Below are 19929 nucleotides of genomic sequence, written 5' to 3' on the forward strand. Positions count from 1 at the left end.
CACCTATCCCCCTCTTAAACGAAATCATCAATCAACACACCGTTAAACATAAGCGTAATCGATGAAGTTATTCTTTTTTTGATAGTGTTTTTTGGATGATTGATAACCAAACATCAACCAAGTCTAAATCAATTATTAGCTAATTATTTTATTGAACTTAAATTCGAAGATAATATCTAAAAAACGATTTTTGACATTTCTTCTCAATCGCCCAGCATAACGAGTATAAGAGTTCAATTAAATATGGTTAATTCTACGCACACGAAAAAATTTAGTTGGTCAGCCTTGTTCTGGCTGCTTATTTATTTTTGGTACTTCTCCTCTTTATTGCAAATTTATGTTGTTATCACCGGACAAAGCAATACCATCGGATTAAGAGATTCTTTACTGTACAGTACGCTTTGGTTAGTGCCCGCCCTGTTCTTTCCACAACGCATCAAATTAGTTGCTGGTCTTATCGGTATTATTCTTTGGCTTTCATCTGTCGTCGCACTGGCGTATTTTGTTGTATATGGACATCAAATATCACAAAGCGTGATGTTCGTTATGTTTGAAACAAATACCAACGAAGCCGGTGAATTTTTACAACAGTACATTAGCTTTAAAGTTATTGCCGCTATTCTTCTCTACACTCTTGTGGCTATTTTCTTATGGACGAGACTTAAACCAGTCTCAATGCCTGTACCGGCGAGATTATTAGTTTCGTTATTGGTGCTAACAGTCTTATTTGCAATTCCTTATTATAACAAAGGAATTAAGCAAGATAGGCCAATCGCAAATGTGATGTCTTATGTCAATAGCAAACTTGCTTATGCTGCACCTTGGCAGTTTGTTAGTGGTTATTTCCTCTATAAAAACCAATTAGCCAATATGGAAGAGCTGATTCGTGATAATAGCAAAATCCCACCATTGGAAAACTTCATCGATGCTAACGGAAATACCCCAAGAACGTTTGTTCTCGTTATTGGCGAATCAACAAGCCGTGATAGGATGAGTTTATATGGCTACCCACGCCAAACAACCCCAGAGCTAGAACAATTAAAACAACATTATCCAGATAATTTATCTGTCTTTACAGATGTTGTGAGTTCTCGCCCTTATACTATTGAAGCTCTACAACAAATTTTGACCTTTGCTTCTCAGACTGAACCTGAACTGTTTAATTCACGCCCTTCAATCATAAATATGATGAAACAAGCAGGGTTTAAAACATTCTGGATTACTAACCAGCAAACGATGACTGAGCGAAATACGTTACTAACCGCCTTTTCTCGCCAAACCGATAAGCAATATTATTTGAATAACGATATGGCTCAAAGCTCACGTATTTATGATGAAGTGGTGCTAGCGCCATTTAAAGAAGCGCTGGCAGATCCCGCAGAAAAGAAATTTATCGTTGTTCACTTGCTCGGCACTCATATGCGTTATGAATTCCGTTACCCTGAAGATAAAGCGGTATTTAAAGATAGAGATAATCTAGTTCCTAGTAACCTAAAAGAGAATGAGGTTGCCGATTACAATGCTTATGATAATGCACAGCATTATAATGACTACATTGTCTCATCTTTAATTAAGGATTTCGACTCATCAAAAGAAAATGGGTTTTTAGTCTTTTTCTCTGATCATGGTGAAGATGTATTTGATACACCGCCTCATGAAACTTTAGGACGCAGTGAAGGTAAGCCAACTCGTGTTATCTATAATGTACCTTTCCTAGTATGGCAATCACCAGAATGGTTACAAAATCATCAATTTAATTTAAACGATAAAACCGATAGGCCTTATAGTACTATGGATTTTATTTATTCATGGTCTGATCTTGCTGGTTTTAACTATCAGGGTTATATACCGCAAAGAAGTCTATTTAGTCATGAGTTTGTACCACAGCCACGCTACATTGGCGATCCAGAGCAAAAGTCATCTTTAATGTTGTATGATGATTTGAAAAAATAGCCGTACACAACATGAAGAGCCATAAGGCTCTTCATGTTTATGTTTGCGTTTCTTCTGATTACTTTATTTTTCCATCTTGTAAGATGAATTTCACTTCCCCTTGCCAAAATTCAGCAAGAAATACCGATTCTGGATGATCAATTCCCCGCTTAGCCATTTGCTGGGCTAACCAATCTTCATCTTTCTCTACTGACTTCAATTCATTGATTCTGGCAATACCGTCTTTCATAACAATAACAGATGGCATATTGGTAGGATCACAAATGACGGTTAACTGCCCATCCGGTTCAATCTGTGCATAATAGATTTCTTGAAATGAGTGCACACCTTGTGCATGAATTTTTGATGATATATTCAAGATATCAATTTTATTTCCCTTTTCTAATATATTTTCCATGATGAAATTTCCCTTGCTAATAATGGGAATCGGATTACCTATAGTCACATTACGAATAAAGTTAAATTTTTTGGTTAAATAGTTTAGCCCTGAAATAAATGAAACGCCGATAAGCAGTATAATAATATACTGATACAGTGGGATCGTATCGCTATAAATCACACCGCCGATGATCCCACCTAAAACAAAGTTCCCAATAAAATCGATCGGTGTCATTTGAGAGAGTTGGGTTTTCCCCGACAAATTCATATGAGTAAGAACAATAGCAAAGCCAATCATAAACTTAACAATAACAAGCATATAGTAATAACTCATATAATACTTCCTTTAGCATTCCTATGGTTGTCTTAATTTTCGTTTAATAAAAAGATAACTCTCTAACTGCCGATTAATACTAGAGTTCAATTATAGCTAAATCACCAATCGCATTTCTAATATTAAGAAAAATATTGATATGAGACATTAAAGCCTTCACTTTATTTTTCGTTATAATTTTTCTTTTAATTCTTTAATTTAAACATTCAGAACCAACTGATTTTTAATTTTTAAAAATATGAGTTATATTTATATCATGCTACTTATAGTCAGTCCGTATCCACTCACACATGCTAAAGGAAATGTTTATGAAAAAGAAAATGCTTGGCTCTCTTATTCTAGCAGGTATTATCACTATGGCAGCGGGTTGTGATGATTCATCAAAAAAAGACCAAACGATGAAGCAAGCTGAAGAAAAAGTAGAGCAGATAAAAGAGTCAGGTGAACAGAAAGCCGCTGAAATCAAAGAAAAGGCAACAGAAAAAGCCGATGAACTTGAAAAACAAGCGTCAGAAAAAGCGAATGAGCTGTCCGACAAAGCGAAAGAACTAAAAGAGTCAGGTGAACAAAAAGCCGCTGACCTCAAAGATAGCGCTACACAGAAAGCCGATGAACTTGAAAAACAAGCGACAGAAAAAGCAAATGAATTGTCAGATAAGACCAAAGAGCTAAAAGAAGCTGCCGACAAAAAAGCAGATGAAATCACTGAGTCAACAAAAGACAAAATTTCAGAAACAAATGATAAAATCACCGAAAAAAGTCAACAACTGAAAACCGATGCAATTAATAAAGCCGATGAGCTAGCCACTGATGCTAAAAGTAAGACTGAAGAGTTAAAATCAGAAAATAAGTAATCATCTACTCATTGACTCTATTTCCTCAAAGCAGGCCTCCATCGGCCTGCTTTTTATGTGCTCTAGTCTTGTAATATAGAGAGCACAAAAATCGTATGTATTCTATCTCCATACCGCTATAACGCTTCAAATCTCGATAATATAAACGACTCATTTAGCAATAGAGGACAATATGCAAGTAAAATATAGCGCTGGCTATGCCTATCCCGAACTTGTCAATCATGCGTTTCAGCTACGCCAACAGGTGTTTACTCATGAACAAGGTTTCCCAGCTGACATTGATGTTGATGAATGTGATGACAACGCGCTACACGTCGTACTCTATATAGACCATACTCCCGTTGCAGTGCTGCGCTGTATTTTACTCCCCCATAAGGTCATCAAAGTAGGTAGAGTCGCTGTTCTCAAGCAACATAGAGGTAAAGGCCTTGGTCGTAAGCTCATGACGTTTGTTGAGCAATATGCCAAAGAGCACCAGTTCCAATCTATTGAGTTATCCGCACAGCACACTGCGATCGCTTTTTATGAGGCCTTAGGCTACCACACTCAGGGAGATAGCTATGATGAGGACGGAATGGCACATATCTATATGGTTCTATCATTAACATAGCTTCTACTCCCTTGAATTTTCTATTTTCGCCTCTATGATTAGTTGAAGTGATGCTTTTTTGTACGAGGCGATTATGGCTAATGGTTGGGCTAATGAAAATGCGGTTCAAGAACAAATCGACGCAACACTGAATGACGCTATTACTAAGGCACGAAATCAACTTCATACAGGGGAAAGCGCTAAGTTTTGCCTAGAATGCGGGGAACCTATCCCTATTGCACGTCGTCAGGCTCTTCCAGGCGTTCAATTGTGTATAACCTGCCAAAATATATTCGATAATAAAACTGCAACGTTTAGCGGATATAATCGTCGAGGGAGTAAAGATAGCCAGCTACGTTAAAAACGTTTGCTCCCTATTCCCTATAAAGGGTCGCAATATTCGCTCATCTTGCTGTTTTTTGCATATTATCGGATGAACAACGTTAACTTAATTAACGTTGCTGAGGGTTTTATCTAACTTTTTGTTAAATAGTCAAAAACATAACAATGATTACAGTTAATAATGTGATTTATAAGACTATATTTGTCATGAAAAATAGCACTATTTTCTGTTTATTTGAAATTAATCTTGGCATATGGCAGTATATCTGCCTGTTTTTTTGCAAATGGGGTATTAACTGTCAAAAAATATCGATAGCAAACTCAGTCAACTATCTGTCATTTCGCTATCTCTATAAACTGTTTCATTATTGTTCTTTCTATCGTTTCCCAATTGGGACCCTTTCGTAATTTCATTGGTTCATTAAGAAGGACAGCTCACCGCATACTCAGCTCATTTATTGGTATGCCAAAAATAAAATCAAAGAAGGTCGTTATGAGTCAAAATAGTACTGATTCGAAAAAATTTCGCTCAAAAATTAGTCCTCCCGTGTTTTATACCTCTGCTTTCGTTATTTTGGTGATTGTCGGCTTTGCTGCCCTCATGCCTGAAATAGCAGAATCTCATCTAAGTCATCTTCAACAAAACCTCTTCAATAATGCTAGCTGGTTCTATATTTTAGCCGTAGCTATCGTTCTTTTGAGTGTGACTTATCTGGGACTCTCTCGTTATGGACAGATAAAACTGGGACCTGATCATGCGCAGCCCAATTTTAGCTATGTTTCATGGTTTGCTATGCTTTTTTCTGCGGGGATGGGGATTGGATTGATGTTCTTTGGCGTTGCAGAACCTGTAATGCACTATCTCAATCCGCCTGTTGGTGACCCTCAAACCGTCGAAGCCGCAAAAGAAGCCATGCGCTTGACCTTCTTCCACTGGGGTCTACATGCATGGGCAATCTATGCCATTGTTGCGCTGATCTTAGCCTTTTTTAGTTACCGCCATGGGCTACCGCTAACATTACGCTCTGCGTTATATCCAATTATCGGTGAGCGTATCTATGGACCGATCGGCCATTTTGTTGATATTTTTGCTGTCGTGGGGACCGTTTTCGGCGTCGCAACATCACTAGGATTTGGTGTGTTGCAGGTTAATGCGGGTATGAATCATTTGTTTGGTTTACCTGTTAATCCGACAGTACAAGTTGTTTTAATTGTTCTTTTTACTGGTCTTGCAACACTTTCAGTAGTCTCTGGTCTTGATAAAGGGATCCGTATTCTCTCTGAATTAAACTTAGGTTTAGCCTTTATATTGATGCTACTGGTACTCTCTCTGGGACCAACGGTTTTATTACTTAAATCATTTGTAGAAAATACGGGTGGCTATCTATCCGAAATTGTAAATAAAACCTTTAATTTATATGCCTATGAACCTAAATCGAGCGATTGGCTTGGTGGCTGGACATTACTTTATTGGGGATGGTGGTTATCTTGGTCTCCATTTGTTGGGATGTTTATTGCTCGAATTTCACGTGGACGTACTATCCGTGAATTCGTCACCGGCGTCTTATTCGTTCCTGCTGGTTTTACATTGATGTGGATGACATTCTTTGGTAACTCTGCGATCAATCTAATCAAAAACCAAGATGCAGTTAAATTAGCAGAAACCGTGCAGTCGGATGTATCCCTCGCACTATTTGAGTTTTTAACTTACTTCCCATTCTCTACCGTATTATCATTTTTTGCCATGCTGATGGTCATTGTGTTTTTCGTCACATCCGCAGACTCAGGTGCAATGGTTGTCGATACTTTAGCGTCAGGTGGGGATTCAAATACACCGGTTTGGCAGAGGATCTTCTGGGCTGGATTAATGGGCGTCGTGGCCATTACGTTATTACTCGCAGGTGGTTTACAAGCCTTACAAACCTTAACCATTGCAAGTGCCTTGCCTTTCGCGATGGTACTTTTAGTGGCAATCTATGGTCTATTCAAAGCATTACGTGTTGATGCTTATAAGCGTGATAGCCAGCAACTTGCGACAATCGCACCAACCGCAAGCCGTAACCCTATTCCATGGCAACGCCGTTTGCGTAATATCGCTTATTTCCCAAAACGTAATCAGGTTAAACGTTTCCTTGGTGAGGTCGTTCATCCTTCAATGGAGATGGTTTCTGAAGAGCTTGCGAAACAGAATACAACTTGTCATATCTATGATGATAAAGATGACAGAATTGGCTTTGAAGTTGATTTAGGCGAAGACATGAATTTCCTATATGAAGTTCGCTTGCGCTACTATGTCCAACCTTCTTTTGCGCTTTCTGGCATGGGAACAGATAGTGATGATGAGAAAAGCGAAGAGCAAAAATATTACCGCGCTGAAGTTCACCTTAAAGAAGGTGGGCAGGATTATGATGTGATGGGCTGGACCAAAGAACAGGTTATTCATGATATTCTCGACCAGTACGAAAAACACATTCACTTCTTGCATTTATTAGGTAAATAATCGCTACGTGCGTTAGATAACTAAAAATAGCCCCTTAATCGAGCATAACTTGATTAAGGGGCTAGTGATTTTTACACGCTACCATAAGTAGAGCGACACGACGATTTTAGGCACTCTCTTTTTTATCAGCCATATTACTGTAATCAGGGCTTTCTAAAGCAATTAATTCATCTAACAGGGCCGTTAATTGCTGCATTTTTTCATGAGAAAATGCCTGCTCAATTTTTTGATAACCTTCTTCCACTTCTTGCCGTGCTTTGTCATATAGCGTCTGACCACCAGGCGTCAGAGAAACATAGAGTTTGCGCTGATCATTGAGTGGTTTTAAGCGAAAAATTAAGCCTTCTCGCTCCATACGAGTCAAAATACCCGTCAAACTAGGACGCAGAATGCAGGTTTTAACTGATAACTCATGGAAATCGATAGAGCGTTTATCAGCAAGTACTCGGATAATACGCCATTGCTGTTCAGTCAAATTATATGACTTTAAAATAGGTCGAAAGAACCCCATCGCGGTCTCTCTTGCCTGTAATAATGCAATTGTCAATGATTCATGCATAAGTCTAAAACTCACCACTCTAAAATGTTTATTTAATACCAATAGGTTGGTATTGGACTAGATATTGCGCCTTAACACCGCAAATTTTTTCAGTGATAGCCTATTCTATCTACTTAGAACCAAGGTTAGCACGGTAAAATAACAATCACAAAGAAAAACCCTAAAATATTAATGAGTAAATAATCCACCTTACTCACAAAAAGTTAATAAAAAGTTACAATAAAAAATCAAAAAAAATATCAAAACCCTGAATATTAAAGGGTTACATGAAAAAAATCCGAATATGTTAAAGAGATCACAATTAAAATTAACAATTCAGTTCACCTATTGCCAATTCCAAATTAATACATTATTAATATATTAACAATCATTCAAAATCTTTGTTTTTCTAATAAGGAGTTGTCAATGAAAGGCACCGTTTTTGCCGTTGCCCTCAATCATCAAAGCCAAGTGGAACACTGGCATGAGGCATTCGGGCAAGCCCCTTATAAAACCCCACCAAAAACACCGGTGTGGTTTATAAAACCGCGTAATACTCGAATTAACTCAGGGGATAATATTTTACATCCTGCGGGTGAAGTGGTGCAAAGTGGTGCAACACTGGCACTCATTATTGGTAAAAATGCACGTAAAGTCAGTCAATCTGAAGCCAAAAATTATATTGCAGGCTTTGCGCTAGCGAACGAAGTTAGTCTCCCAGAGGAGTCATTTTATCGCCCAGCTATCAAAGCAAAATGCTGTGATAGTTTCTGCCCTATTGGGGAAATGATTCAAACCGCTTTAGCAGCACCAATAGACATCATCACGCTTATCAATGGTAAAGAAGCCGATCGTTGGTCAACCAAAGATCTCGTTCGCGATGCCAGTGAATTAGTTGCCGCACTCAGCGAATTTGCAACTTTAAAAGAAGGTGATGTGATTCTGATGGGAACCCCTCATCAACGTATCACTATCCAACCAGGTGATGAAGTTACTGTTCAAGCAGAGGGCTTTCCAAGCTTACGCAATAAAGTTGTCGCGGCGGGAGGACAATAATGAAGCATGCTAAAATCCGTTATCAAGGTACTGAGTATTCAGTCACTGTTGGCGATAATGAAGAGATCACATTACCCAATGGCCAAGTCATTGCAGGTGATGACGCACATGTTGAATGGCTACCACCGGTCAGAGGAACACTGTTCGCTCTTGGCCTGAATTATGCTGACCATGCGACTGAATTAGACTTTAAGCCACCTGAAGAGCCACTCATTTTTATCAAAGCAGACAATACGTTAACAGGTCACCGTCAAGTCTCAGTTCGCCCTGATAATGTCGAATACATGCACTACGAATCAGAACTCGTTGTCGTGATTGGCAAAGCGGCACATAAGGTATCGCAAGAAGACGCGATGGATTATGTTGCAGGCTATACCGTGTGTAACGACTATGCGATCCGTGACTATTTAGAAAACTACTACCGTCCAAATCTTCGCGTCAAGAGTCGTGACACTTTAACGCCAATTGGACCATGGGTTATCGACAAAGATCAGATTAAAGATCCGCACAATCTTGCGCTTTATACCTATGTTAATGGAGAACTGCGTCAAAAAGGGACGACGGCTGATCTCATTTTCAATATTCCATTTTTAATTTCCTACCTAAGTGATTTTATGACACTGCAACCGGGTGACATGATAGCAACAGGAACGCCAAAAGGACTTTCCGATGTTGTGCCTGGTGATGAAGTGATCGTTGAAGTTGAGGGTGTAGGCCGGCTGATTAATTATATTGTCAGCGAGAAAGAATATGAGGAACGTTGTAATGACTAAGATTAATCATTGGATTAATGGCAAAAATGTTGCCAGCAAAGACTATTTCGAAACCACCAACCCAGCAACAGGTGAAGTACTAGCAGAAGTTGCTTCAGGTGGACAAGATGAAATCAATCAAGCCGTTGCTGCCGCCAAAGAAGCATTCCCTAAATGGGCTAATACGCCGATGAAAGAGCGCGCTCGCTTAATGCGCCGCTTAGGTGAATTAATCGATCAAAACGTACCTGAAATTGCAGAAATGGAAACACAGGATACAGGTCTACCAATTCATCAGACTAAGAACGTATTGATCCCACGAGCTTCACATAACTTTGAATTTTTTGCTGAAGTTTGCCAACAGATGAACGGTCGCACCTATCCTGTTGACGATAAAATGATGAACTACACGCTGATTCAACCTGTCGGTGTATGTGCATTAATTTCACCATGGAACGTGCCATTTATGACGGCCACATGGAAAACCGCACCTTGCTTAGCTTTAGGGAATACCGCCGTTCTGAAAATGTCGGAGCTATCACCTTTATCTGCAAACCGTTTGGGTGAATTAGCACTAGAAGCGGGTATTCCTGCTGGCGTACTTAACGTGGTACAAGGCTATGGCAGCACTGCCGGTGATGCGTTGGTCAAACACCATGATGTTCGTGCTGTTTCCTTCACTGGTGGCACAGCGACAGGCCGTTTAATTATGCAAAATGCGGGTCTGAAAAAATACTCCATGGAACTGGGTGGTAAATCTCCTGTTCTCGTATTTGAAGATGCTGATATCGAACGTGCACTCGATGCTGCCCTATTTACCATTTTCTCAATTAATGGTGAACGCTGTACTGCTGGCTCACGTATCTTTATCCAAGAAAGTATCTATCCAGAATTTGTTAAACGTTTTGCAGAGCGCGCTAACCGCCTTATCGTTGGTGACCCTACCGATCCCAAAACTCAAGTGGGTGCACTGATCAGCGAACAGCATTGGAACAAGGTTTCTGGCTATATCCGTCTTGGCGTGGAAGAAGGTGCAACCTTATTAGCAGGAGGCCCAGATAAGCCAACCGATCTACCTGCTCATCTGAAAAATGGGAATTTCTTACGACCTACTGTATTGGCCGATGTCGATAACCGTATGCGTGTTGCTCAAGAAGAAATATTTGGCCCTGTCGCTTGCTTAATTCCATTCAAGTCAGAAGAAGACGGTTTACGCATGGCTAATGATGTTGAGTATGGCTTAGCCTCTTATATTTGGACACAAGATGTCAGCAAGATCTTACGTTTATCTCGCAGCATTGAAGCCGGTATGGTGTTTGTTAATACCCAAAACGTACGTGACCTGCGTCAACCATTTGGTGGCGTTAAAGCCTCAGGTGTAGGCCGTGAAGGCGGTGAATATAGCTTTGAAGTTTTTGCAGAAATGAAGAACGTTTGTATTTCCTTCGGGGATCATAATATTCCTCGTTGGGGTGTTTAATTCATTGAGATAATTAAATTATTGGTAATTCAATAATAAATATTTAATTTAACTTGTGCCCTAAATAGTTCGAGCTGTAGTTATGCAAATTCATTTTTTTGCTACAGCTCGAAATACGACGGGGGAGGTAAAAACTTATGGGTAAATTAGCACTTGCGGCAAAAATAACACATGTTCCATCCATGTACTTGTCAGAATTACCCGGCAAACACCACGGCTGCCGTCAATCCGCTATTGATGGTCACAAAGAAATCAGCCGTCGTTGCCGCGAACTTGGTGTTGATACTATTATTGTTTTTGATACTCACTGGTTAGTAAACAGCGCTTACCATATTAACTGTGCTGATCACTTTAAAGGGATTTACACCAGTAATGAGCTCCCTCATTTCATTCGCGATATGGAATATGAGTACGATGGTAACTCAGAGCTCGGACGTATGATCGGTGAAGAGGCGCGTAAATTAGGTGTTCGTGCTCAATCACATGAAATTCCAAGCTTAACATTGGAATATGCAACGTTAGTTCCTATGCGTTATATGAATAGCGATCGTCATTTTAAAGTGATCTCTATTTCTGCCTTTTGTACCTCCCATAGTTTTGAATCCAGCCGTAAGTTAGGTGAAGCGGTACTCACTGCCATCGAAAAATATGATGGTACTGTTGCAGTATTTGCGAGTGGTTCACTATCCCATCGTTTTATTGATGACCATCGTGCAGAAGAAGGCATGAATAATTATACCCGTGAATTTGATGAGCAGATGGATAAGCGCGTTGTCAAATTATGGCGTGAAGGCCGTTTTGAAGAGTTCTGCAAAATGTTGCCTGAATATGCCGACTACTGTTATGGCGAAGGCCATATGCACGATACCGTAATGCTATTGGGCATGCTGGGCTGGGATAAATACGCTGAAAAAGTGGAAGTGTTAACTGATTTGTTTGCAAGTTCAGGAACTGGGCAAATCAATGCCATATTCCCTCTGCCAAGTTATATCACTGATAAACAAGAAGCGAATGCGTAAGGAGTGATCATGCCGCATTTTATTGCTGAATGTACAGACAATATTCGTGATCAAGCCAATCTACCTGAGCTATTTGCTAAGGTAAACAGTGCATTAGCTGGAACAGGTATTTTCCCTTTAGGCGGGATCCGTAGCCGTGCTATTTGGTTAGATACTTGGCAGATGGCCGATGGTCAGCATGACTACGCTTTCGTCCATATGACACTCAAGATTGGCGCTGGACGTTCACTTGAAGATCGAGAGAAAACAGGCCAGATGTTATTTTCACTCATCAAAGAGCACTTCGCTCAGCTTATGAATGAGAGATATCTTGCTTTGTCATTGACTATGGAAGAGCTTGATCCTGTTTTGAATTACAAACAAAACAATGTTCACGCTCTCTTTAAATAAGGAAGCATGATGCCAGCTGCGTTCGATAGACAGATTCCTCGCTACTTAATTCCATTATTAGGTTCATTAGTAGCATTTGGACCATTATCGATAGATATGTATCTGCCCGCATTACCACAAATGGGGAATGATCTCCATGCGACTCAAGGACAGATGCAATATACGCTCGGCGCTTTTTTTGCAGGCTTCTGTATTGGTATGCTGTTTTATGGGCCACTCAGTGATCTTCTCGGTCGTCGTAAGATGCTGTTAAGTGGCCTCATTATTTTTACACTCGCGAGTTTACTCTGTGCGCAAGCTTCATCGGCTAATACCTTAATTGCATTCCGTGCATTACAAGCCTTTGGAAGTGGAGCCGCCATTGTCATGGCTCGAGCGATCGCAAGAGATGTTTATCCTACGGCTGAACTCCCTAAAGTCTTGTCGCTGATGACGCTAGTCACCATGATCGCCCCGCTGCTAGCGCCGCTACTCGGTGGTTTTTTATTAATTCACTATCAATGGCAAGTGATCTTCTATCTTCTTGCGCTGATAGGACTTTGTTCCACTTGTTGTATTTTTTTCTTACTCCCTGAAACACTGCCGCATCAAGAGGCATCTCAAAACTTACTCCGCGTTGCATTCCATAATTATGCGCAAGTGCTGAGTGACAGAGAAGCGCTAAGCATTATTGGCACTATGGCTTTCTCTTTTGCAGGCATGTTCGCTTTTATTAGTGGATCCCCTTTTGTCTATATTAATTATTTTGGGGTCTCGGAACAGCATTACGGCTTATTATTTGGCTGTAATATTCTCGGCATGATAGCGGTATTACTGCTGAATGTAAGATTACTCAAGGTTTACAGTTTAACTCGCATACTCTGTCTACAAAGTGGAGCTCAATTGCTGTTTGGGTTATTTCTACTCATTTTCTACCAGCAAAGCCTGCCTATTATTGTTATTCTGGTCGTGCTGTTCTTATCGATGGTGAATGCTATCGGTACAAACAGTTTGTCACTGTTATTGCAGCATCGAGGAAAGATTGCTGGCAGCGCCAGTGCTCTTGCTATTTCAATACAATTTGCATTGGCGGCGCTAGCGAGTGTTGCTGTTTCTGTTCTACAGGATGAATCCCCATTTGCTATGGCGCTGGTTATGGCTGTCTGTGCCGGATTAAGTTTCACAAGCCAACGTTTTTCGGCCAAAAATGTCCGCTCACAGTTAATATCAGTGCCTTCGGAGAAAAAAGAAAAATGAGTATTAATGTCAATTCTACCTTATTCCGCCAGCAGGCTTACATCAACGGTCAATGGGTTAATGCCAGCGATAATAGCCAATTCGATGTCACTAACCCAGCAAACGGTGAAATCATTGCAAAAGTCAGTAATGTAGGCGCAGCGGAAACCCAACAAGCCATTGATGCCGCTGAAAAAGCCCTGCCAGCATGGCGAGCTAAAAGCGCCAAAGAACGTAGCCAAATTCTGAATAAATGGTTCCAATTGATGATGGATAATCAAAAAGAACTTGCTGAATTACTTAGCTGGGAGCAAGGCAAATCCCTCACTGAATCAATGGGTGAAATTGCCTATGGTGCAAGCTTTATTGAATGGTTCGCTGAGGAAGGTAAACGCGTTTATGGTGAAACCATTCCATCACCACTACCCGGTCGCCGTTTAGTCACGATTAAACAACCCGTTGGTGTGGTCGCCGCGATAACGCCATGGAACTTCCCAAATGCCATGATCACTCGTAAAGTCGGCCCAGCACTGGCAGCGGGTTGTACTATGGTACTTAAACCTGCCGCTGAAACACCGTTATCTGCATTAGCGCTAGCTGCACTCGGTGAGGAAGCCGGTATCCCTGCTGGGGTGTTTAATATTGTTCCTGGTACTGATGCAAAAGCCATTGGTGGGGTTTTGACATCCAGTCCAATCGTTCGCAAATTAACGTTCACGGGTTCAACCCGCGTAGGTAAGTTGTTGATGGCACAATGTGCCGATACCGTCAAAAAACTTTCATTAGAACTCGGTGGAAATGCGCCTTTCATTGTCTTTGATGACGCTGATCTAGATGCCGCTGTACAAGGCGCGTTAGCCGCTAAATTCCGTAATAGTGGACAAACTTGTGTCTGTGCTAACCGTATCTTAGTCCAAGAAGGCATTTATGATGAGTTTGCCAAACGCCTCGCAAAAGCTGTCAATGAGCTGAAAATAGGCCCAGCCACTCAAGCCGATTCACAGCAAGGCCCTCTGATTAATCAAGCGGCTGTCGATAAGGTGACTGAACACATTGCCGATGCGGTCTCGAAAGGTGCTCGTGTACTCACAGGCGGAAAACCGGCATCACTAGGCGGTTTATTCTTTGAACCCACTGTATTAGCTGATGTCACTGAAGCCATGGTCGTCGCCAAAGAAGAAACTTTTGGGCCTTTAGCACCATTGTTTAAGTTCCGCGATGAGCAAGACGCTATTGATTTAGCAAATGATACCGAATTTGGCCTAGCCTCTTATTTCTATTCTAGAGATATCGGCCGTATCTACCGTGTTGCAGAAGCACTGGAAAGCGGCATGGTCGGTATTAATGAAGGCATTATTTCAAATGAAGTTGCCCCATTTGGTGGCATTAAGCAGTCAGGACTGGGGCGTGAAGGTTCACGTTACGGAATTGAAGACTATCTGGAAGTGAAATATCTCTGCTTTGGTGGGCTGTCGACTAACTAATTGAATTTTGACAGATTACCGCACTGCCATAAGGGCAGTGCGGGTTAGAAAGCGCCCTACATTGCTTGCGTGGTAAGCAGAGTTCAACAGGAGCAATACTCGCATGTTACAAAAAGATATCATATCGCAAGTTGCACAGCGACTTAATCAGGCTGAGAAAACACGTGAACAGATCCGTCAGATATCATTGGATCACCCACAAATAACGATTGAAGATGCTTATGCGATTCAACGTGAGTGGGTTGGCTTAAAAATCGCTGAAGGACGTTCTCTAAAAGGCCATAAAATCGGCTTAACATCTAAAGCGATGCAGGCTAGCTCTCAGATTGATGAGCCAGACTACGGTGCACTTCTTGATGATATGTTTTTTGACGATGGCTGTGAAATTCCAACCGATCGCTTTATTGTTCCACGTATTGAGGTTGAATTAGCTTTCGTTTTAGCGAAACCATTAAGTGGACCCAATTGTACGCTGTTTGATGTTTATAACGCCACAGACTATGTCATACCGGCCCTGGAGCTGATTGATGCTCGCTGCCATGGTATTGACCCTGAAACAAAACGCCCACGCAAAGTGTTTGATACGATCTCAGATAACGCAGCAAATGCCGCGGTCATCTTAGGGGGCAGACCGATCAAACCACGTGATCTCGATTTACGTTGGATCAGCGCGTTACTCTATCGTAACGGTGTCATTGAAGAATCCGGTGTCGCTGCCGCAGTACTGAACCATCCAGCAAATGGTGTGGCTTGGCTGGCGAATAAATTGGCTCCGCATAATGTGCAACTTGAAGCAGGACAAATCATTCTAGGTGGTTCATTTACTCGCCCAGTGCCTGCTCGTAAAGGGGATGTATTTCATGTGGATTATGGTGTGATGGGTTCTGTTAGTTGCCGATTTGTCTAAGGAGATACCGTGGATATCCTACAAAATTCATTTAAACATGCCCTAAAAGAAGGTCGACCACAAATTGGCTTATGGCTGGGATTATGCAGTTCATACAGTGCAGAGCTTGTTGCGGGAGCTGGCTTCGACTGGCTGCTGATTGATGGTGAACACGCACCTAATAATGTGCAAACCATCTTAACTCAGTTACAAGCGATTGCCCCTTATCCATCACAACCGGTCGTTCGTCCGCCTTGGAATGATCCGGTGATCATTAAACAGCTATTAGATATTGGTGCACAGACGTTATTACTGCCAATGGTACAGAATGCGGAGCAAGCCAAGCAAGCTGTGCGTGCAACACGCTACCCGCCTGCTGGGATCCGTGGCGTTGGCAGTGCTTTAGCACGGGCATCTCGCTGGAATCGTATTCCTGATTACCTGCAACGTGCCAATGATGAGATGTGCGTCATTGTACAGGTTGAAACTCGTGAAGCGATCAATAACCTGTCAGAAATTTTGCAAGTTGAAGGCATTGATGGTGTCTTTATCGGCCCTGCTGATCTTAGCGCTGATATGGGCTATTCAGGTAATCCAAACCACCCTGATGTTAAAGCTGTGATCGAAAAAGCGATCGTACAAATTCGCGCAGCGGGCATTGCACCCGGTATTTTAATGGCAGCACCTGATGTTGCTGAACATTATTTAAAATTAGGTGCACTATTTGTTGCGGTGGGTGTTGATACAACATTGTTAGCTCGTGGTGCAGAAGCACTCGCAGCTCGCTTTGGCAATACCGTTACTGAGGTTACATCCAATACACCAAGCGTGTATTAATGAGTGCTAATACAGTAGTAAAGACTTCTTATGTCATTTTATTGATGTAATTTTTATTACCCTACAAATACACAATAAATGGCATAAGAAAAACAACATTAACAACCAATGTGCCGACAGGGCAGACATATTTAATGGCTGCCTCAGAGCCTTTTGTACCCATAACAGCATAAAATGCATATAAATGAGGGATTTACAAATGAGCAAATTATCCAACGTTGCTGAACCAAACCCTGCTGAGCAGCATAAGAATTTGACTGAGCCACAACAACGCGTTATTAAAAAGTTATTCCGTCGATTGATTGTATTTTTATTCGTACTCTTTGTTTTCTCTTTCCTCGATCGTATTAATATTGGTTTTGCTGGCTTAACCATGGGGAAAGATATTGGCCTAACATCCACCATGTTTGGTCTTGCAGCCACACTGTTTTATGCAACCTATGTCATATTTGGCATCCCAAGTAATATTATGTTGGGTATTGTCGGTGCACGTCGTTGGATCGCAACCATTATGGTGCTGTGGGGGATCGCATCAACAGCCACCATGTTTGCAACCGGACCGACAAGTCTCTATATCCTACGAATGCTAGTAGGGGTGGCTGAAGCAGGCTTCTTACCGGGTATTCTGGTCTATCTAACCTACTGGTTCCCTGCTTACTTCCGTGCGCGAGCGAACGCTTTATTCATGGTCGCAATGCCTGTCACAATGGCATTTGGCTCCCTTGCATCTGGCTATATTCTCGAAATGGATGGCATCTTTGACCTCAAAGGCTGGCAGTGGCTGTTCCTACTAGAAGGTTTCCCATCTGTCATCTTAGGTGTACTTGTTTGGTTCTATCTGGATGATTCACCAGAAAAAGCCAAATGGTTGACCAAAGAAGACAAAGAAAGCCTCCAAGAGATGATGGAACAAGATAAGTTAGAGCTTATCCAACCACATGGTTCAAAAAGCCATACTGCATTGCAAAATAAAAGCTTATGGAGAGAGATTTTTACGCCTGTCGTTCTGATGTACACTGTGGCTTATTTCTGCCTGACGAATACACTCAGCGCAATTAATATCTGGACGCCACAAATTATGCAGAGCTTTAACGAAGGTAGTAGTAATGCCATGATCGGCTTACTTACTGCGATTCCTCAGTTCTGTACCATATTGGGAATGATTTATTGGAGTCGGCGCTCTGATAGGTTACAAGAGCGTAAAATGCACACGGCACTTCCTTACCTATTTGCCGCAGCAGGTTGGGTATTGGCAGCCTTAACACATCATCCCGTCATTCAACTTATTGGTATCATCATGGCATCGACGGGGTCATTTACAGCTATGGCGGTATTCTGGACAACCCCAGATCAATCTATTAGTTTACGCGCGCGTGCTGTTGGTATTGCCGTTATTAACGCGACAGGTAATATTGGTTCCGCGGTTAGCCCACTCTTAATCGGTTGGTTGAAGGATCAAACAGGTAGCTTCAACTCCGGACTCTATTTTGTCGCGGGTTTACTGGTAATCGGAGCTATACTGGTAGTATTGATACCAATGAAAAATTCACGCCCTAGAGCAACACCTTAATATTTAAGATAACGAAAAAGATTAGAGCCGCGCGATGATACCGTGCGGCTCTAATTGAACAGAACAATGGGAGAACATGGTCGTGTCATCATTAATAACTAATATCGATATCAGCAAAGATTATGATGAGACACAAGGGAATGATGATGTTCATTACCAAACATTCGGTAATATGGCGGCGTTTTTTGGCCGCGATATGCAAGCTCACCGACATGATGGCTTTTTCCAACTCCATTATCTGGAAACAGGTCATATTACATTACAGCTTGATGAACAACGTTATTCTGTTCAAGCACCATTATTTATTCTCACGCCCCCTTCTGTACCCCATGCTTTTTTTACTCAAGAAGATACTGACGGACATGTGCTTACTGTTAGGCAAGATCTAATAACGCCATTATTAGAGTCCCTCTACCCCGCAAATCCAGATATCGTTGCAATACCAGCGATTTGTTTATCTGTTGCTGATAAACCGGATGATCTAGAAACTTTTCGTCATTACTGGGCATTGATGGCTCGCGAATCCGCAAATAGTTACGCAGGCCGAGACCAAGTCTTATCCTCTTTAGCACAAGCTTTATTTACTTTTCTCTTACGTTCGATCCCACTTGACGATCACCCTATCAGTGGAGTGAGAGGAGAGCATCATCTCTTTCAACGTTTCAATCAACTCATTGACTCACACTACCATGAGCATCTTTCTATTCCTGAATACGCAAATAAACTCGGTGTTACCGAGTCTCGACTCAAAGATATGTGTCGGCGATTCGCTAACCGACCGCCTAAGCGATTAATTTTTGACCGCATATTACGAGAAGCGAAACGCATGCTATTATTTTGTGACAGTCCTGTATCAGAAATTGCTTACCAATTAGGCTTTAAAGATCCCGCCTACTTTGCGCGTTTCTTTAATCGCTTAGTGGGTGATTCACCAAGCCAATGGCGTGATAAAAACATTCATTAGCCAATCCATGACTTAACAAACGAGAAAGATAGATTGTCTATAACAAAAAAATCTTGATATTTTCATTTTATATATATCGTCATAAAAACAATCAAAGATGATTAATAATTAATCTAATATTAAATTATCAATTATTGTCGTATATAAATCATAATTTAGATTTTTTCAATATATATTTTCAGCTATTTTATTTATTCAAAATAGCTATTGATTTTAAAAGAACCAATAAATACTATTTATCCAAATTTCACAATTACATCATATTTAAAAATCAAGTCTCCGAATTCTATAATGTATCTCTATAGATTGTTTACATATTATCAATCAAAGCAATTTATCCAATATTATAACTAAATATTATATCAAAATAAGATGATTTACCTAAAAGACCATGGTAAAAATCATCCATTAAATGAGTAATTGCTTTGGTTATTTTTAGGGTAAGGTTAACTATGTACGATGATCTAAATTCATTAAGCCGCCAACTTAAAATGGATAATTTCGCCTTTCTTGAAATAGAGGAGAAAAATCATTCCAACAATGAGAAAACATTATCAAATATAACGACAAAAAAAGAACCTGTATTATCTGAGAATATAAAAGAGGAAGCCACATCTCTTACTCAAGAAAAAACAGATAGCAATCAGTCCGCACAACCTGAACTTGATCACTTTATGGATTATAAGCATAACTATTATCATAATCCTGTAGCATCAGAGCCACACCTTGAGCGAATAGTTATTCTTAGTGACCTTTTTTCAAGCATTAGCAAGAAATAAAAGACATTA

The 19929-nt window shown here is 40.9% G+C and carries 19 protein-coding genes; 17 read left to right on the forward strand and 2 right to left on the reverse strand.

Annotated elements, in window-relative coordinates:
* Positions 1 to 243: 243 nt before the first annotated feature.
* On the forward strand, positions 244 to 1953 hold the full coding sequence (cptA, locus tag O7C57_RS16190) for a phosphoethanolamine transferase CptA (RefSeq protein WP_154621790.1): 1710 nt from the start codon (positions 244 to 246) through the stop codon (positions 1951 to 1953).
* A gap of 58 nt (positions 1954 to 2011) precedes the next feature.
* Here the strand turns inward: cptA and O7C57_RS16195 are convergent, their stop codons facing one another.
* A complete protein-coding gene (locus tag O7C57_RS16195) occupies positions 2012 to 2665 on the reverse strand; it encodes a DUF421 domain-containing protein (RefSeq protein ID WP_251465153.1) in 654 nt (217 codons plus the stop codon).
* 308 nt (positions 2666 to 2973) lie between these two features.
* Here O7C57_RS16195 and O7C57_RS16200 point away from each other — a divergent pair, with 308 nt between their 5' ends.
* From O7C57_RS16200 to O7C57_RS16215, 4 genes are all read left to right on the forward strand, one after another.
* The gene (locus O7C57_RS16200; RefSeq protein WP_154623330.1) at positions 2974 to 3519 is read left to right on the forward strand and encodes a hypothetical protein; all 546 of its coding nucleotides are present in this window, start codon (positions 2974 to 2976) and stop codon (positions 3517 to 3519) included.
* 172 nt (positions 3520 to 3691) lie between these two features.
* The gene (locus O7C57_RS16205) at positions 3692 to 4129 is read left to right on the forward strand and encodes a GNAT family N-acetyltransferase (RefSeq protein WP_269723344.1); all 438 of its coding nucleotides are present in this window, start codon (positions 3692 to 3694) and stop codon (positions 4127 to 4129) included.
* A 73-nt stretch (positions 4130 to 4202) separates the two neighbouring features.
* Positions 4203 to 4469, forward strand: a complete 267-nt coding sequence (locus tag O7C57_RS16210) for a DksA/TraR family C4-type zinc finger protein (protein WP_154623328.1) — start codon at positions 4203 to 4205, stop codon at positions 4467 to 4469.
* 474 nt (positions 4470 to 4943) lie between these two features.
* A complete protein-coding gene (locus O7C57_RS16215) occupies positions 4944 to 6950 on the forward strand; it encodes a BCCT family transporter (protein ID WP_154623327.1) in 2007 nt (668 codons plus the stop codon).
* Positions 6951 to 7056: 106 nt separating this feature from the next.
* Here the strand turns inward: O7C57_RS16215 and hpaR are convergent, their stop codons facing one another.
* A complete protein-coding gene (gene hpaR / locus O7C57_RS16220) occupies positions 7057 to 7509 on the reverse strand; it encodes a homoprotocatechuate degradation operon regulator HpaR (protein WP_154623326.1) in 453 nt (150 codons plus the stop codon).
* 405 nt (positions 7510 to 7914) lie between these two features.
* On the opposite strand from hpaR, the gene O7C57_RS16225 reads away from it, so the two are divergent.
* The 12 genes from O7C57_RS16225 (at position 7915) to O7C57_RS16280 (ending at position 19920) form a co-directional block, all read left to right on the forward strand.
* Positions 7915 to 8544: a fumarylacetoacetate hydrolase family protein gene (locus O7C57_RS16225; protein ID WP_154623391.1), complete on the forward strand. Its 630-nt coding sequence runs from the start codon at positions 7915 to 7917 to the stop codon at positions 8542 to 8544.
* On the forward strand, positions 8544 to 9317 hold the full coding sequence (locus tag O7C57_RS16230; protein ID WP_154623390.1) for a fumarylacetoacetate hydrolase family protein: 774 nt from the start codon (positions 8544 to 8546) through the stop codon (positions 9315 to 9317). The genes O7C57_RS16225 and O7C57_RS16230 overlap by 1 nt, the downstream gene beginning before the upstream one ends.
* The gene (gene hpaE / locus O7C57_RS16235) at positions 9310 to 10776 is read left to right on the forward strand and encodes a 5-carboxymethyl-2-hydroxymuconate semialdehyde dehydrogenase (protein WP_154623389.1); all 1467 of its coding nucleotides are present in this window, start codon (positions 9310 to 9312) and stop codon (positions 10774 to 10776) included. The genes O7C57_RS16230 and hpaE overlap by 8 nt, the downstream gene beginning before the upstream one ends.
* Positions 10777 to 10913: 137 nt before the next feature.
* Positions 10914 to 11795, forward strand: coding sequence for a 3,4-dihydroxyphenylacetate 2,3-dioxygenase (hpaD, locus tag O7C57_RS16240; protein WP_154623388.1), 882 nt, complete (start codon positions 10914 to 10916; stop codon positions 11793 to 11795).
* A gap of 9 nt (positions 11796 to 11804) precedes the next feature.
* Positions 11805 to 12185, forward strand: coding sequence for a 5-carboxymethyl-2-hydroxymuconate Delta-isomerase (locus O7C57_RS16245; protein ID WP_154623387.1), 381 nt, complete (start codon positions 11805 to 11807; stop codon positions 12183 to 12185).
* Between the two features lie 9 nt (positions 12186 to 12194).
* The gene (locus O7C57_RS16250; RefSeq protein WP_154623386.1) at positions 12195 to 13421 is read left to right on the forward strand and encodes a Bcr/CflA family multidrug efflux MFS transporter; all 1227 of its coding nucleotides are present in this window, start codon (positions 12195 to 12197) and stop codon (positions 13419 to 13421) included.
* Entirely contained in the window at positions 13418 to 14884 is a 1467-nt protein-coding gene (locus O7C57_RS16255; RefSeq protein WP_269723345.1) for an NAD-dependent succinate-semialdehyde dehydrogenase, read from the forward strand. Before O7C57_RS16250 ends, O7C57_RS16255 begins: the two co-directional genes overlap by 4 nt.
* A 103-nt stretch (positions 14885 to 14987) precedes the next feature.
* The gene (hpaH, locus tag O7C57_RS16260) at positions 14988 to 15791 is read left to right on the forward strand and encodes a 2-oxo-hept-4-ene-1,7-dioate hydratase (protein WP_154623384.1); all 804 of its coding nucleotides are present in this window, start codon (positions 14988 to 14990) and stop codon (positions 15789 to 15791) included.
* Positions 15792 to 15800: 9 nt separating this feature from the next.
* Positions 15801 to 16607, forward strand: coding sequence for a 4-hydroxy-2-oxoheptanedioate aldolase (hpaI, locus tag O7C57_RS16265; RefSeq protein WP_163860738.1), 807 nt, complete (start codon positions 15801 to 15803; stop codon positions 16605 to 16607).
* A 199-nt stretch (positions 16608 to 16806) separates the two neighbouring features.
* Complete coding sequence (gene hpaX / locus O7C57_RS16270) at positions 16807 to 18177, forward strand: 4-hydroxyphenylacetate permease (RefSeq protein ID WP_154623383.1); 1371 nt, start codon at positions 16807 to 16809, stop codon at positions 18175 to 18177.
* Positions 18178 to 18253: 76 nt separating this feature from the next.
* The gene (gene hpaA / locus O7C57_RS16275) at positions 18254 to 19141 is read left to right on the forward strand and encodes a 4-hydroxyphenylacetate catabolism regulatory protein HpaA (RefSeq protein WP_154623382.1); all 888 of its coding nucleotides are present in this window, start codon (positions 18254 to 18256) and stop codon (positions 19139 to 19141) included.
* Positions 19142 to 19593: 452 nt separating this feature from the next.
* On the forward strand, positions 19594 to 19920 hold the full coding sequence (locus tag O7C57_RS16280; protein ID WP_154635628.1) for a hypothetical protein: 327 nt from the start codon (positions 19594 to 19596) through the stop codon (positions 19918 to 19920).
* The last annotated feature ends 9 nt before the right edge of the window (positions 19921 to 19929 follow it).

The organism is Providencia sp. 21OH12SH02B-Prov (genome assembly GCF_027362595.1).
GTDB lineage: Bacteria > Pseudomonadota > Gammaproteobacteria > Enterobacterales > Enterobacteriaceae > Providencia > Providencia zhejiangensis.